This window comes from Paenibacillus ehimensis NBRC 15659, assembly GCF_004000785.1.
GTDB lineage: Bacteria > Bacillota > Bacilli > Paenibacillales > NBRC-103111 > Paenibacillus_G > Paenibacillus_G ehimensis.
In genome coordinates this window covers 1-14956 of sequence record NZ_BILX01000067.1, presented here as the reverse complement: position 1 = coordinate 14956, position 14956 = coordinate 1, and the positions used below count along the sequence as shown (strand labels likewise).

At 53.9% G+C, this 14956-nt stretch carries 13 protein-coding genes; 10 read left to right on the top strand and 3 right to left on the bottom strand.

Features of this window, described 5'->3' with window-relative positions; all coding sequences use genetic code 11:
* The first annotated feature begins 461 nt into the window (after positions 1 to 461).
* From PEH01S_RS36225 to PEH01S_RS27000, 8 genes are all read left to right on the top strand, one after another.
* Positions 462 to 656: an elgicin/penisin family lantibiotic gene (locus PEH01S_RS36225; RefSeq protein ID WP_127489202.1), complete on the top strand. Its 195-nt coding sequence runs from the start codon at positions 462 to 464 to the stop codon at positions 654 to 656.
* An 81-nt stretch (positions 657 to 737) separates the two neighbouring features.
* Complete coding sequence (locus PEH01S_RS27030; RefSeq protein WP_025851113.1) at positions 738 to 932, top strand: elgicin/penisin family lantibiotic; 195 nt, start codon at positions 738 to 740, stop codon at positions 930 to 932.
* A gap of 186 nt (positions 933 to 1118) precedes the next feature.
* Positions 1119 to 4235, top strand: coding sequence for a lantibiotic dehydratase (locus PEH01S_RS27025; protein WP_164828054.1), 3117 nt, complete (start codon positions 1119 to 1121; stop codon positions 4233 to 4235).
* Complete coding sequence (locus tag PEH01S_RS27020) at positions 4232 to 6109, top strand: ABC transporter ATP-binding protein (RefSeq protein ID WP_127489196.1); 1878 nt, start codon at positions 4232 to 4234, stop codon at positions 6107 to 6109. The genes PEH01S_RS27025 and PEH01S_RS27020 overlap by 4 nt, the downstream gene beginning before the upstream one ends.
* Before the next feature lie 35 nt (positions 6110 to 6144).
* Positions 6145 to 7512, top strand: coding sequence for a lanthionine synthetase C family protein (locus tag PEH01S_RS27015; protein ID WP_164828053.1), 1368 nt, complete (start codon positions 6145 to 6147; stop codon positions 7510 to 7512).
* A 792-nt stretch (positions 7513 to 8304) separates the two neighbouring features.
* A complete protein-coding gene (locus tag PEH01S_RS27010) occupies positions 8305 to 8583 on the top strand; it encodes a hypothetical protein (RefSeq protein WP_127489191.1) in 279 nt (92 codons plus the stop codon).
* A gap of 35 nt (positions 8584 to 8618) precedes the next feature.
* Positions 8619 to 8984, top strand: coding sequence for a MerR family transcriptional regulator (locus tag PEH01S_RS27005; protein ID WP_127489189.1), 366 nt, complete (start codon positions 8619 to 8621; stop codon positions 8982 to 8984).
* 117 nt (positions 8985 to 9101) lie between these two features.
* Complete coding sequence (locus PEH01S_RS27000; RefSeq protein ID WP_127489187.1) at positions 9102 to 10031, top strand: NAD(P)-dependent oxidoreductase; 930 nt, start codon at positions 9102 to 9104, stop codon at positions 10029 to 10031.
* Positions 10032 to 10199: 168 nt separating this feature from the next.
* On the opposite strand, the gene ilvD is transcribed toward PEH01S_RS27000, so the two are convergent.
* Complete coding sequence (ilvD, locus tag PEH01S_RS26995; RefSeq protein ID WP_025851100.1) at positions 10200 to 11885, bottom strand: dihydroxy-acid dehydratase; 1686 nt, start codon at positions 11883 to 11885, stop codon at positions 10200 to 10202.
* Between the two features lie 211 nt (positions 11886 to 12096).
* Here ilvD and PEH01S_RS26990 point away from each other — a divergent pair, with 211 nt between their 5' ends.
* The gene (locus PEH01S_RS26990) at positions 12097 to 12390 is read left to right on the top strand and encodes a DUF3055 domain-containing protein (protein WP_025851098.1); all 294 of its coding nucleotides are present in this window, start codon (positions 12097 to 12099) and stop codon (positions 12388 to 12390) included.
* Between the two features lie 126 nt (positions 12391 to 12516).
* Here PEH01S_RS26990 and PEH01S_RS26985 read toward each other — a convergent pair whose 3' ends face one another.
* Entirely contained in the window at positions 12517 to 12834 is a 318-nt protein-coding gene (locus tag PEH01S_RS26985) for a cupin domain-containing protein (RefSeq protein ID WP_127489185.1), read from the bottom strand.
* Positions 12835 to 12942: 108 nt separating this feature from the next.
* Positions 12943 to 13758 carry an AraC family transcriptional regulator gene (locus PEH01S_RS26980; RefSeq protein ID WP_127489183.1) on the bottom strand — a complete coding sequence of 272 codons (816 nt, stop codon included), beginning with the start codon at positions 13756 to 13758 and terminating at the stop codon, positions 12943 to 12945.
* 118 nt (positions 13759 to 13876) lie between these two features.
* Here PEH01S_RS26980 and PEH01S_RS26975 point away from each other — a divergent pair.
* A partial coding sequence (locus PEH01S_RS26975) for an MFS transporter (RefSeq protein WP_164828052.1) occupies positions 13877 to 14956 on the top strand: 1080 nt, incomplete at its 3' end.

Genomic DNA, 14956 nt, shown 5'->3' with positions numbered 1-14956 from the left:
CCATTCTCTACTCTCTACATAAAAGTAAACGTTTTCAAAATAACCTGGCCAACGCTGCATTTCGGATTAAATAGCTATGCTTTCATCTTATGTGTAACACTCCTTTATGGTTTGGATAAAACAAACTAATGATTCCTTTTTGTAACAGTTCACATACTAATATACCTCCATAAATCGCGCAAACATCCCTTTTAACGCGCGTGTTCTTTGATGTTTCAGCACTTTTATGCGTTGAATGAGATTAGCAGTCATGAAAAATTACCTATTTTCAACTATACTAACTTTTATAAAAATATTTGTAATATATTGACTATTATAATAATTTTGGGTATATTATAGTCGAATATGGATTTTAATACATATTTTTCTGATCCATATTCGCTTCCCTCTGCGGCAAGGCCCGGCGAAAGCGTTTCGAATCTTTTATCAAACTCTTTTAAAATTGAAGGGAGAAGATCATTATGGCAAACAACAATTTCGATCTGGATGTCCAAGTGAAATCGGTTAGCGGAGCAAACGCGAACTTCGGTCTTTACACGTCAACTTGCTATACTTCCCAATGCTATACTTCCAAATGTTATACGGATACTTGCTATTCTTCCGACTGCTATACCGGCAGACATATGTGCGGCTACACCCACGGTTACAGCTGCTAATCTCTTGAATTCATTCAGCTTTCGCCGGCTGCCGCAAACCATTCCGGAGGCAAGCCCTCCGCACGAAGGGAGAAATTCATGATGGCAAACAACAACTTCGATCTGGATGTCGAGGTTAAAGCCGTGAATTCGGAAACTCAAAACTTCGGCCTCTTCACCTCTACTTGCTTTACTTCGCAATGCTTCAGTTCCAAATGCTTTACGGATACTTGCTTCTCTTCGAACTGCTTTACCGGCAGACATATGTGCGGCTATACCCACGGCTACAGCTGCTAATCCTTCGCGGGCTCCCGCAACATACTTCGGAGGGACGTTCGCGTTCTTCCGAAGTATCTCTTACGACTCGATAACGGAAGGTGAGACGACATGTCAGTTCAAGCGGCCCCCACTCAACCGACGCCATCTCATGCGGATCCAAGCGTTTTTCAGGCGCTTGATTTTTTTATTTTAAGGATGCCTTTATTGCCGGTCGAACTATTCCAAAATCTTTCTGTCGATATAGATGAGAATGAGGCGGACAGCCGCAAGCTTTGGTTCGAGAAATTGGCCGCCTACGCCGAATTGCCGGTCATCCGCGAGGCCATCGCCGTATCCAGCCTGCCGCTGCTTCAGGCGTTGCCCAATCTAACCAATGAGGAGCAGCCGCGCAAACAGGATCAGGCCGTCAAAGGCTTTCTGCGCTATTTGCTGCGCATGACCTCGCGTCCGACGCCTTTTGGTTTATTTTCTGGAGTAACATACGGAAATTTCGGGGAGCGGTATGCGTTCGAGCTTCGGCCCGTCGCGGACCATACCAAGCGAGCCCGCCCTGACATGGAGTGGCTGCTGAAGGTGCTGTCCGTCTTGGAGAGCCGGTTTGACATCGCCAAGCAGCTCAAGGTCGGTCTCAATTCTTTGGCCTATCCCATAGGCTCCCGCCTTTACGTGCCTTATCTGACCAAGTACGGCGTCAAGCAGAAAAGCGGCATGGAGAGCACCTCCGTTCGCCTGACTCCGGCTGTGAAGCAGGTGATGGAGCTGACCCGCCAGCCCCTCCCCTTTTGCGAGCTGGCGCTGAAGCTGCACGATCAATTTTCCGATACGTCACTCGAGCAAATAAACCAATTCCTCTGGCAGCTGGTTCAGCAGGAAATCATCATTACCGACCTGCGCCCGCCGCTCATGACCGCCTCGCCGTTCGATTACGTGCTCCGGCGTTTAGCCGATATTACAGGCGCGGAAGAAGAGAAGGCGAAGCTGGAAACCGCCGCTGCCCTCATCGCGAGCTATAACCGTCTGGAAATCGGGCAAGGCGAGCCGTTATACCGTGAACTCATCGAGCATATGAAATCCGTTGCCGAAGCCGACAACGTGCTGCAAGTGGACCTGGCCCTCTCGATGGAGGCGCTCACTCTCCCCAAATCCGTTGTGCACGAGGTTGAGCGCGCCGCCGAAGTGCTTTGGCGTATATCCGGGGAACGTTTGGGACTTTCGCATCTGGAAAGCTACCGCATGGATTTCGTTGAGAAATACGGAGCTTACCGCGAGGTCCCCCTGCTGGAGCTGCTGGACGGAGACATCGGGCTTGGCCCTCCGGCCGGATATGAATACCCCCGGGGCAGACGCAAGGACGAAAGCTCCCCTTCCTTCGCCCAGCAAAAGAAAAAGATGCTGCTGTCCCAATGGGTCATGACCTGCCTCCAGCAGGGTCGGCAGGAATTGGAGCTGACCGACGACATGGTGAGGCAGCTTGAGCCTGCGCCGATGGAGGAAAAGTACGCGCCGCGGTCGTTGGAATTGGTTTTTGGTCTTGCCGCCCGATCCGGCGAGGCGGTGGAGGAGGGTGATTTTCTCCTGATTGCCGGAGGAACGACGGGGACCTACGGTGCGGGCAAGTCCGTCGGACGGTTTGTCGATTTGTTCGATTCCTCCTTTGTGGACAAGCTCAAGCAAATTGACCGGTTGGAGCAAAAGCTTCATCCCGAAGCGATTCTCGCCGAGCTCGTTTATTTCCCGGGAGACGGCCGCGCAGCCAATGTTGCTTTGAGCACGAACATTCGCGAATACGAAATCGACATCGGCACCAATTCGGCCAAAGATCCGGAGCATACGATCCCGCTCTCCGATCTGGTCGTCGGCATTTCCGCGAGCGGTTTTTATTTGCGGTCTCTGGCCAAAAACCGAAGGGTCATTCCGGTGACAAACCACATGCTGAATACGTCGAACTCGCCTAACGTCTACCGGTTTTTGCGAGAGCTTTCGCTGGAAAACCAGCGCAACATTGATTTTTTTGAGTGGAACGAGTTAAGAACGCTTCCTTTCTTGCCGCGGTTAAGATACGGCAAAACAATCATTGCGGCGGCATGCTGGAAGTTTAACGGGGACCTGCCGCCTTTTCGCGGGAGTATGTCGGAATCCCAATGGCGGGAAGCTTTCGCGGCATACCGGAAGCAATGGAATTTGCCGCGCTATGTCTACTTGACCCAATCAGATAACCGCTTGCTGCTGGACCTTGACTGTCCGCTTCATCGGGACGAATTGTATCGGGATTATGCGAAGCTGCAGCCCGGAGGGCAGATCGTTTTGACCGAAACCGGGTTTGCGTTGGAGCATCTGCCCCAGAGCGCAGCCGGGCACTACGTGACCGAATTCGTCTTCCCACTCGTCAAGCGGGACCTGCCGCAAGCTTCCACGCAGCCGGATCGCAGCGGAGCCCTCTCCTCTCCCCCGATCCGTCTCGCGGAAAGATTGAAAATGCCCGGCAGCGAATGGCTGTATCTGAAATGGTACGGTGCGGAGCATCGCGCCGACGCCTTTATCGGCGGGCCTCTAAGAGAGTTTTGCCGCCAGGCGGAGGAGCAAGGGTGGGCGGCCGGCAGCTTCTTTATGCGTTATGCCGATCCCGATCCGCATCTTCGCTGGCGTTTCTGCGGCCATCCCGAGCAGCTTCACACCGCGCTGCTGCCGCAGCTGTACCGGTTTACGCGGCAGTGCGCGGAAGACGGGCTGTTATCCCGCTTGGTAATCGATACGTATGATCCGGAAATCGAGCGGTACGGGGGCCGGACGTTGATCGGGGCGGCGGAGCGGCTGTTCTGTCTCGACAGCCGGGTCGTGGCCGAATGGATTCACGCCGGACAATCGGGACACCTCGGCCTGAACCCGCACTTGCTGGCGGTCATCAGCGTCATTGACATCATGGAACGGTTCGGGCTGTCCTTCTTCGAGCAATTCGAATGGCTGAACACGCTGGTGCAGCATAAGGAACATTTGGAATTGTTCCGTCAGCACCGACCGTTTCTTATGAAGTTCGGGGACGCCAGGGAAGGCTTTGCCCAGCTTCGCCATCTTCCTGACGGAGCCGTCATCCTGCCGATGCTCCAAGCCCGCGGCGAGGCGATAGCCCGATACGCAGACGGAATCCGTCATTGCCAAGCGGAAGGAACCTTGACCAATACGCAGGAAGATCTGATGCAAAGCGTGATCCATATGCATTTGAACCGGCTGTTCGGCATCCAACGGGAAGAAGAGCAGAAGGTGTTGACTCTGGCCAGACATACGCTATACAGCTTGCAGCATGTGAGGAGGAATCAGCCATGAGCCCGGCTGCGGAAGAAGAATCCCGAACCGTAAATCTGACGAATATTGTGCAATCCTTTCGCTATTGGCCCCGCGTGTTTCAACTGCTGTGGCAGACGAACAAACTGTATTTCATACTGATTCTATGTATTAACATCCTGCGCGGCGCCTCGCCGGTGATCTCGCTGCTGCTGCTCCAAAAGCTGATCAACAGCATCGGCCCCGCCTGGGATACGGGCTTTCAGACTGTGCTAGTGCCCTTTATTTGGCTCATTGCGTTTTCCGCATTCAACGAAGCGCTGTCATTGGCTCAAAATTTCATCAACAAATTATTTGAAACGCTGCTCAGCAATCGAATCACCATGCTCATTATGGAGAAGTCGATTTCCCTTTCGCTCAGCGATTTTGAGAACGCCCAGGTGCAGGATGCCCTGAAACGCGCTCAGAACGAGGCGGGTCATCGGCCCTATCAAATCCTGCAGCAAATTTTGTCCATTGTTACCGCGTCCATTACGTTATTCTCTACCGCGGCGATGCTCATTTCATGGAAATGGTGGGCAGCCTTTCTCCTGATCCTCATTCCCTTGACCTCCTTCTATTCGTTTCTGAGGATCGGGCAGCAGGAGTTCATGCTTCAATGGAACCGGGCTCCGAAAATGCGGCAAACCTGGTATCTGTCCGTGCTGCTGACAAGGGATATTTCCTTCAAGGAGATTAAGGTTTTTCAGCTGGGCGGTTATTTGCTTGGCAAATATCACGAGCTGCTCCGGCAGTTTTTGGCGGAAGACAAACGCATGATCAAGAAGCGGCTCGGGGTGGGAGCTATTTTTCAAGCGACCCAGCAAGGGGTCAACGCTTTCATGTTTCTGATGGTCTTATGGTCCGCCTATAAGCGTGAAATTTTGATCGGCCATGTGGTCAGCTACACCCAAGCCATAACGCTAACCCTGGTTTCGTCGCAAAATTTGACGCAGAGCATCCTGTCCTTATGCCAGCACAATTTATTTTTACAGCAGCTTTTCGCTTTCCTGGATTTGCAGTCCTCCGATCCTTCCGCCAGAAAAATCGAAGCTTTGGAGGCTTCCCGTCCCGCGACTACGCCGGTCATCCAGTCGGTGGAATTCCGCAACGTGTCTTTCCGTTATCCCGGCAGCAGTTATCCGGCTCTGCAGAATGTCAGCTTCACCCTGCAGCGCGGAGAAACGCTCGCGATTGTAGGGCGCAACGGGTCCGGGAAGACAACCTTGATGAAGCTGCTGACGCAGCTGTACGACTCCTTTGAAGGAGACATTCTCATCAACGGCGTCTCGATCCGCGACATGGACTGCGAAGCTTTTCGCCGCAAGGTCGGCGTCGTGTTTCAGGATTTTGTCCAATATGAGATGCAGGTCAGGCAAAATATCGGTTTTGGCAACGCGGCGAAAATGGAGGAGGACGCCGAATTGTGGAAGGCGGCGGATCGGGCGGGCATCGCCGGCTTGATCCAATCGATGCCGGCAGGCCTTGCCACACAGCTCGGACGCTTGTTTGACGAAGGGCAGCAGCTCTCCGGAGGACAATGGCAGCGGATTGCCATCGCCAGGGCCTTCATGCGCGAGGCGGAGCTCTACGTGCTGGACGAGCCCAGCTCCATGCTCGACCCCGAAACCGAGCTGCAGGTGTTTCAGGCGTTTCGGGAGCTGGTCCGCGACCGGCTAGGCATATTCATTTCCCACCGCTACTCCGCCATCCGGTACGCCGATCAGATTCTCATGATGGATCAAGGCTCCGTGGTCGAACAGGGCAATCATCAGCAGCTCATGCAGCAGAACGGGATGTATGCGGAGCTCTATATGATGCAAGCGAATGCTTATTTGGACGCCGATCCTGAGCGCAAAGCGCGTTCGGCCGTATGATGGCGGAAACCATAACCCGAAGGGAGAAATCAGATATGAACCCGAAAGAAGCTTGCGCCGAGGCCAAGTGGCTGCCGCTTGAAGGTGCGGAACGAATCGAACGGGTCCGCTCGATTGTAATGGAGACGGCCCGGCGGTTGAAGGACCCGGGAGAAATCGAGCAATTCGCCCTCGCGGAAGAACAGAAACGAATCGAGCAAGGGAAGTTCTATGTGAAGTGGAACGGGCTGCACCTTGCGCGAGGGTATTCGGGTTTATGCCTGTTGTTCGGCGAATTGGACCGTCTGGAGCCCGATGCACAATGGGACGTCGCAGGTCACCGCTATGTTGTTCTCATGCAGCAAGCGCTGGAACAGCAGGGAATCGAGTCCTTATCCCTATGGAGCGGCATGGCCGGTGTCATTACTGGCATCCAGGCTTTGTCGCGGCAGGGCACCCGGTACGGGAATATGCTTCGGTCACTCAACGGCTTTTTCCTGCGCATGTTCCCCGAGTACATGTATGTTGTCCGGAGAAATATAAAAGACGGCGTGCTCATGTCCGATTACGACGTGATGCAGGGCTTAAGCGGAATCGGCCGTTATTTGCTGCACTTTAAAGAGGACCCCGAGATGCGCATGGCGCTTACGCAGGTGCTTGAGTATATGGTTGAGCTGTGCGGGTACAAGGAAAGGCAAGACACGCGGATTCCGGGATGGTATATTTCGCCCGACCGGCTGATTTCCTCCTCCGATCAGGAGCTGTATCCCGAGGGCTACTTCAACTGCGGGGTTTCCCATGGCATTCCGGGTCCCTTGGCCCTGCTCTCTCTTGCGCACCTGCAAGGCGTTGAAGTAGAGGGAGGACGGGAAGCCATCCGCTCCATCGCCGAGTGGTTGATGCAGTTTACGATCAGGGATGAGTACGGCCCCTATTGGCCCGCTCATCTCTCTTGGCACGAGCAGGCGGCTGGCGCAGCAAGCCTATCGCCGTCCCGCGAAGCTTGGTGCTACGGCGGGCCCGGCGTCGCGCGCACGCTGTGGCTCGCCGGGCAAGCGCTCGGGGAGCCGGTGTGGCGGCAAGCGGCGATTGATTCCTTTCTCGGCACGGCCCGGCGTCCCGAACGGCTGTGGAATTTGCATTCCGCCACCTTTTGCCACGGCGATGCCGGTCTTCTGCAAATGACGCAGCGGATGATCGCCGACGCGGGGATCTCGGAGCTGCTTCCTTTACGCGACCGTCTCGTTGATCGGATTGTTGACTCCTTTGATCCCAATGCGCCTTACGGCTTTGAAGAACTGGAGTCCGGTGAAAAGCTGCATTTCGCCGGGCTGCTGGACGGGGCCGCGGGCGTTGCGCTTGCGCTGCTGGCTGTCACGCAGGACCGGGAGCCGGAGTGGGATCGGGTTTTCCTGTTGAAATAACGACATATGATTTATGGCTCTAGCCGACGGATCCCTTGTCCGCCGGCTCTTTCTTTTTCACTAATGCTCCATTACACTCCGGACAGAAAACCAGGTTATCTTATTTAATTCGATGTAATAAGGAATGATTTAGACTTGGAAGAGCTCCTCTTTAAGCAACATTTATAGGAATAAAATATTGAAAAATCAAAGATTTTGTAAATAATAAAGAAGAGTTGTATGATGATAACGGCCATAGTCATAGTACTTTCATTGCAGGGTATCAAGCTGAGGTAATAGAAACGGTATTATCTCGTTATGCGGAAAAACCAACCGATTGTAATTAATTACATCAAGGGACAGGGCAATTAGATTTTTCAATACATTTTTAAGGATGATTTTATGGAGCGCAAACTGTATTGGAGAATTTCCAAGGGTTTGTAAGTGAGTACATTGCACAATTTCTATCTCGTGTTGGATTAGTAGTTGTTATTTACTTCAGCATATTATTAGTTATTGATTGTCTTAAGTCAGAAATTAAAAGAAAAAGCACTAAGGATAAGGAGCATCAATAAAAGCGAATACTTCCACGTTTCTATGTCATCTTGCGATTCAATAACGAATTATCGAATATTGCTTAAGAAAAAGGATTGACAATAAAAAAGTTCCTCCGCGAGGCCGATGCATCAGGTAGGCTTGTCGTTTTGTCCCGGATTTCACTTATTTTCGCCCACAGCGGAACAAACAGGGAGCAGAATGCCGGGGTAGCTGCTCCCTCTTTCAATCAAACTATTTATGGGGAGTGAATAAAAAATGATTGTAAAGATCGATTTTGGAATGCATCAAGAGTTTATTGATATTGCAGATGAACTGGGGGAACGTATTGAACAATTACAGAGTGAGTTTCTTGAATGGCTTTACGATAAAGAAATAGATCATAGGTATTGGATTTATAAAGATGGATATAAGTGGGGTGTTAATTATAGAGCATCCGCTTTTGTAGAGTGGTTGAATGCTAGGATAACCGTAGTCAAGGAAGCTGTATTGCTTGAAGGTAACCAATTTATTTCAGCAAAAACCATTTCTTTTTAAGCACCTAATGCAATAGCGGAGGAGGTCCGTGAGGAATGAAAATAAGCGAGCTATCGCGATTAGCCAGTGTCAGCGTCCGATCCATCCGGCATTATGAAAATAAAGGTCTTCTACACGCCCACAGGCTGGAGAACGATTACCGGGATTTCGACGAATCCGCCGTAGAACGAGTCAAGGCGATTCAATTATATTTGAAGCTTGGATTAACAGCAGATGAGATCGGAGCCTTGTTCAAGACGGAAGCGGCAGAGCCTGACGAATATGAATATTGCGAGGAGATGCTGGCAACATATGGAGAGAAGCTAAGCCATGTGAATCGTCAAATCGAAACGCTTCATGGATTAAAGAAATTACTGGAGAGGCAAATCGCCTTGACGATTAGCAAAAAGAAAACCGTGTAACGCAGATGCGGCCCTGGAGCATGAATAAACGCTCCCGGGCCGTTTTTGCGTATTGACATTGACACTAGTGTAATCCTTTATGATCTCCTTGATCTCATTTCGAAAGGGGCTTTTCCATTGAACAGCAGCAACCTAAAAGAAGATAGTAGTGTCGGCAATGCGAGTGCAGCCACAAACCGCAAATCGGTGACCGTCATGGGGCTAGGACCGATGGGCCAGGCGATGGCAGGCGTTTTTCTTGAATGCGGATATGCGGTGACCGTGTGGAACCGGACCGCAAGTAAAGCAGACGAGCTTGTAGCGAAAGGCGCTACCCGCGCGTCCACAGTCAACGAGGCGTTAGCCGCCAACGAGCTGGTGATCCTTAGTCTTACAGACTACGATGTGATGTACGCCATTCTCGAACCGGCTTCGATGAACTTGTCCGGTAAGGTGCTCGTCAACCTGAGTTCGGATACCCCGGAGAAAGTACGCAAGGCGGCCAAGTGGCTAGCCGGCCGCGGAGCCCGGCATGTCACCGGCGGCGTGCAGGTTCCGCCTTCAGGTATCGGTAAGTCGGAGTCATCCACATACTATAGTGGACCAAGAGAAGTCTTTGAGGCCCATAGGGAGACGCTGGAAGTACTAACCGGCACCGACTATCGGGGCGAGGATCCTGGGCTAGCCATGTTGTACTACCAGATCCAGATGGATATATTCTGGACGTCCATGCTTAGCTACCTGCACGCACTTGCTGTGGCCACGGCGAACGGCATTACGGCGGAGCAGTTCCTGCCGTATGCTTCGGCGACTTTATCGTCGCTGCCGAAGTTCGTCGAGTTCTACACGCCTCGTCTCGACGAGGGAAAGCACCCTGGCGACGTGGACCGGCTTGCCATGGGATTGGCAAGCGTAGAGCACGTCGTTCACACGACTAAAGATGCCGGCATCGACATTGCCTTTCCAGCCGCAGTTTTGGAGATCTTCAAGCGAGGCATGGAAAATGGTCACTCTGGAGATAGTTTTACCAGCCTTATTGAAATCTTCAAGAATTCTATTCGTCCATAAAAATAGGCCATTCCTTGCGGGATGGCCTTTAAACTTGCCGTTACAAACAGTACGGGCAATGAGGGTCATTCCGCAGATTGAACAGCTGCTTTTAGCTCAGTAAGTTATCCTCCGCCAATATAAAACGGCCCGCCGGAATCGCTCCCGGTGGGCCGTACTTTTTGCTTCTTAGATTTTCATGACTCCGCCGGTGCTGGCCGAGGTGACGAGCTTGGAATAGCGGGCCAGATAGCCCGTTTTCACCTTCGGCTCGAAGCCTTTCCAGTTCGCACGGCGGCGTTCGAATTCCTCGTCGCTGACCAGCAGCTCGATCTTGCGGTTCACGAGATCGAGCTCGATGATATCGCCGTCCTCGACGAAGGCGATCGGGCCGCCTTCGGCCGCCTCCGGCGAGATGTGGCCGATGCTGATGCCGCGCGATGCGCCGGAGAAACGGCCGTCCGTAATGAGGCCGACCTTCGCGCCGAGTCCCATCCCGACGATTTGCGAGGTCGGGGCGAGCATTTCCGGCATGCCGGGGCCGCCTTTCGGGCCTTCGTAACGGATCACGACGACGTGGCCTTCTTTTACTTTGCCGTTGGCGATGCCCTCCAGCGCCGCTTCCTGCGAATCGAAGCAGATGGCCGGTCCTTTGTGATAGCCGCCTACGGACTTGTCTACCGCGCCGACCTTGATGATCGAACCGTTCGGCGCAAGGTTGCCGAACAGGACCGCCAAGCCGCCTTGCTCCGAGTGCGGGTTGTCCAGCGTATGAATGACGTCCGTATTCAAAATCTCACAGCCCGCTACGTTTTCACGCAGCGTTTTGCCGGTCACGGTGATGCAGTCGCCATACAGCGCGCCCGGCTTTTTGAACAATTCGTTCAGAACGGCGCTCACGCCTCCGGCGTTGTGCACGTCCTCGATATGATAGTCGGAGGCCGGGGCGATTTTGGCCAAGTGCGGGATGCGCTTCGCCACTTCGTTGATCCGCTCGATCGGATATTCGAAGCCCGCTTCGTGCGCCAAAGCCAGCGTGTGCAGTACGGTATTCGTCGAGCCGCCCATCGCCATATCCAGCGCGAACGCATTGTCGATCGCTTCCATCGTCACGATATCGCGCGGCTTGATATCCTTTTGAATCAGCTCCATGAGCTGCTTCGCGGAGCGTTTCACGAATTCTTTGCGGTCTTCGGAAATCGCCAAAATCGTGCCGTTGCCCGGGAGCGCCAGGCCGAGAGCTTCCGCCAGACAGTTCATCGAGTTGGCCGTGAACATGCCGGAGCAGGAGCCGCAGGTCGGACAGCCGTATTGCTCAAGCTCAAGCAGACCTTTGTCGTCGATTTTACCGGCTTGGTAAGCGCCCACGCCTTCGAACACGGAGGACAGCGAAATTGAACGGCCGTCGCTCGTTTTCCCCGCTTTCATCGGACCGCCGCTGACGAAGACCGTCGGAATGTTGACGCGCAGCGCGCCCATCATCATGCCCGGCGTAATTTTGTCGCAGTTCGGGATGCAAACCATGCCGTCGAACCAGTGCGCGGACACGACCGTTTCGAGAGAATCCGCAATAATCTCGCGGCTCGGCAAGGAATAGCGCATGCCGATATGCCCCATGGCAATGCCGTCGTCTACGCCGATCGTGTTAAATTCAAACGGTACGCCGCCCGCCTCGCGAATCGCTTCCTTCACGATCTTGCCGAACTCCTGCAGGTGAACGTGACCCGGAACGATGTCGATATACGAGTTGCAAACCGCGATAAACGGCTTGTCGAAGTCTTCCTCTTTGACGCCGGCGGCGCGCAGCAAGCTGCGGTGCGGGGCGCGGTCAAAGCCCTTTTTGATCATGTCGCTTCTCATTTTTCCCTTGGACATTCGCTTAAAAGCCTCCGTTTCCATCCCTATGAAAATAGAATTCTACGATTTAACGCTTCACTCGATTGTATCACGTTTCCCCCGAATTGAAAACGTGAACCCGCATGGAAAAAAGCCCATTTCCCCGGCTGACGGGCCGTTTTTGCGGCGCGGTCGGCAAATCTGTTATAATTCGGGTAGCTTCAGGAATTTAAGTATCGGAGGATGCGTCATGACGGAGTTTGATTTTTTGTACGACGGTACGGAGGAAACGAAAACCCGCTTCGTATGCGTAGTCGGCGAAACGCTGCGGCGGTTCGATCTGGCGATTACGAGCACGAATCGTTTTTATGGCAAAAAATTAGTCACCGACATGCAAACGGGACGGACAGCGGTCATCGGACCGGACGATCTGGAGGAAGAGGGTTATCTTGAGCATGCCTACAAGCTCAGCGAAGAGGAAGCCAACGAGCTGCGGGCGTTTCTGAGCGAGGTTGTCGGGCCGATCAGCTTCTCGGACATTTGAGCGGACAGCGGGAGACGGGATTACTTCACGGTAAGCCCGTCTTTTTCTTTAAATTAAGGAAGCGCTCCAAGCATACAGAAAAGCCGCCGGTGCCGCGCAAAACGGCGTCCGGACGGCTTCGCCCCGCTATCTTTTGATCAGATCCTCGCGCACCGGCGTGAACGAGTCGAGCAGCGCGCTCGCCTCCAGCGCCCGGCAGCCGTGCTTCGCCCCGCCCGGGATGTAGATCGTCTCTCCCGCCGCGATCACCTTCCTTTCCCCGTCCACCGTAAATTCCAGACGGCCCTTCAAGCAGTACGACAGCTGCTCGTGCGGATGGCTGTGCGCGTAGCCTTCGGCCCCTTCTTCGAAATGCACTTCCATCATCATGATGCCGGCTCCCGGCTCGAATATTTTCCGTTTCACGCCGGGCTCGGCGTTCTCCCATACGTTGATGTTGCTCATGTGTCGTCCCCTCTTCCCGATTCTAGTCTCTCGATTATATCGCAGAGGGGTACGAATTCGAAGGGAGTTTCTCCGGATGAAGCAGGCTTTTTTTCAGGTACGGTCGACTTAGCGGGGCGCAGCTCCTTTGCGGTACTGCTCCGGAGTGACGCCCGTCGCTTTGGCAAACGCCCGGTACAATTGGCTTGGACTCGAAAATCCCAAGCTGTAGCTGATCTCCGTGACGCTGGCGCGCGTATTCGCCAACTGCTCCTTCGCCTGTTCGATCCGCAGGCGCAAAATATATTGATAGGGCGTCACGCCCACACTCTGTGTAAACGAGCGGATAAAATGAAACTTGCTCTGGTAAACGAGCGAAGCCAGCTTCTCCATCGTCAGCCGTTCCGTGTAATGCGCATGGATAAAGTCCAGGATATCCCTCATCCCCGACACGAGGGCCCGGTCGGCTTGTCGTTCGGCCCGCCCGCCCGAGACGCGTAAGCCGTTTTTTCCCACTACGCGCCGTATATAAGCTAGCACCCGGCCTTCGGTTTCTTCCACCGCTAGCGGGTCGGGGCCGTCGCGAAGCAGCAGCTCGGAAGTCCAGGCCTTCATCTGTTTTTTAATGTCTTCGGGGTTAAAAAGCGGCCGCGAATCCAGCTCCGGCTCCTGTTCCGACCATCCTTCAACTAGCAGCTGCTTCCGGACCTGCACGATGTATACGCCCGCATCCGGGCCGAGCGAAAAATGATGCTCCTCCCCCGGATGCTGAATCAGAGCATGGCCTCCGCTGATCGAATACACTTTCCGCTCCTGCGTCAAGCGGCACGTGCCAATGACGGGAATGGTGACTTGGTAAAAATCGGCATGGGCATGGGGGATATTCTCAAACGTATTCTCGATGCGCCATAGTTCCATATTCGGCGTCGTTAACTTAAATTGCATGTCCGGTCTTCCCTCCTTCCCGCCATTATAGCAAAAATTGCTCGGACGTTAAGCAATTTTTGCGGCGACTTCGCCCGCTTCCCCCCTTAAGATTAGAAAGAAAAAAGGATAGGTGCCTATGAACGCTAAAGACACGTTAAGCAAAACCGCCTCGGCCGGCATGCTTGCGCTGACCGGGGTCAGCTTGGCGCATCTGTTGAACGATGCGATGCAGTCCGCCATTCCTGCGGTATTCCCAATTTTCCAGCAATCGATGCAGCTCAGCTTCGCGCAAATCGGCTGGATCGCCTTCGCCCTGAACGTCACGGCCTCCGTATTGCAGCCGCTGGTCGGCTATTACACCGACAAGCGTCCGACGCCTCTGCTGCTTCCGGCGGGCATGGTTTTCTCGCTGCTCGGCATGATCGGGTTCGCGTACTCGGCGAATTGGTGGATGCTGATCGCCTCCGCCTTGCTGCTGGGAGTCGGCTCGTCCGTGCTGCATCCCGAATCCTCGCGGGTCGCCCACCTTGCCTCCGCCAAAGGAAGAGGACTGGCCCAATCCATCTTCCAAGTCGGAGGCAACACCGGCCAGGCGCTGGCTCCTCTGATCGTCGCTTGGCTCGTCGTCCCTCACGGACAACGGGGACTGCTGTTGTTCTCGTTCGCCGCCGTATTGGGGATCGCGCTGCAGGGCGTCGTCTCGGGCTGGTACCGGCGTCATCTTGACGCTCAGGCCTCCAAGAAACGGAGCGCATTACCTGCCGATAACAAGCCCTTGAAAAAAGGATATGTCTCCTTCGTCATCGGGCTGCTGATTGTCTTGTTGTTCTCCAAGTTTGTTTATATTGCAGGCATGACCGGTTACTATGCCTTTTATTATATGGACCGGTACGGGCTTCCCTTGGAAAATGCCCAGCTTTGCTTGTTCGTGCTGCAAGCGGCCGGGATGCTCGGAACGCTGTTCGGCGGCCCGCTTGCCGACCGCTTCGGGCGGAAGCGGATCATCTGGTTTTCCATTCTCGGCACGGCGCCGTTCTCGCTGCTGCTGCCCTATGCCACGCCGTTCTGGGCCGCCGTGCTTTGCTTTATGATCGGCGCCATCCTGATGTCCGGGTTTACGGTGATAATCGTGTACGCCCAGGAGCTGCTCCCGGGGAAGGTCGGGACCGTCGCCGGGTTGTTTTTCGGATTGGCCTTCGGGCTCGGCGGGCTCGGG

Excerpts from the sequence above, each read along its gene's own strand:
- PEH01S_RS26985 (WP_127489185.1), bottom strand. The coding sequence starts at position 12,834 with ATGAGCAACATCAACGTATGGGAGAACGCCGAGCCCGGCGTGAAACGG.
- PEH01S_RS27030 (WP_025851113.1), top strand. The coding sequence starts at position 738 with ATGGCAAACAACAACTTCGATCTGGATGTCGAGGTTAAAGCCGTGAAT.
- PEH01S_RS27020 (WP_127489196.1), top strand. The coding sequence starts at position 4,232 with ATGAGCCCGGCTGCGGAAGAAGAATCCCGAACCGTAAATCTGACGAAT.
- PEH01S_RS26990 (WP_025851098.1), top strand. The coding sequence starts at position 12,097 with ATGACGGAGTTTGATTTTTTGTACGACGGTACGGAGGAAACGAAAACC.
- PEH01S_RS27010 (WP_127489191.1), top strand. The coding sequence starts at position 8,305 with ATGATTGTAAAGATCGATTTTGGAATGCATCAAGAGTTTATTGATATT.
- PEH01S_RS27015 (WP_164828053.1), top strand. The coding sequence starts at position 6,145 with ATGAACCCGAAAGAAGCTTGCGCCGAGGCCAAGTGGCTGCCGCTTGAA.
- PEH01S_RS27005 (WP_127489189.1), top strand. The coding sequence starts at position 8,619 with ATGAAAATAAGCGAGCTATCGCGATTAGCCAGTGTCAGCGTCCGATCC.
- ilvD (WP_025851100.1), bottom strand. The coding sequence starts at position 11,885 with ATGTCCAAGGGAAAAATGAGAAGCGACATGATCAAAAAGGGCTTTGAC.
- PEH01S_RS26980 (WP_127489183.1), bottom strand. The coding sequence starts at position 13,758 with ATGCAATTTAAGTTAACGACGCCGAATATGGAACTATGGCGCATCGAG.
- PEH01S_RS36225 (WP_127489202.1), top strand. The coding sequence starts at position 462 with ATGGCAAACAACAATTTCGATCTGGATGTCCAAGTGAAATCGGTTAGC.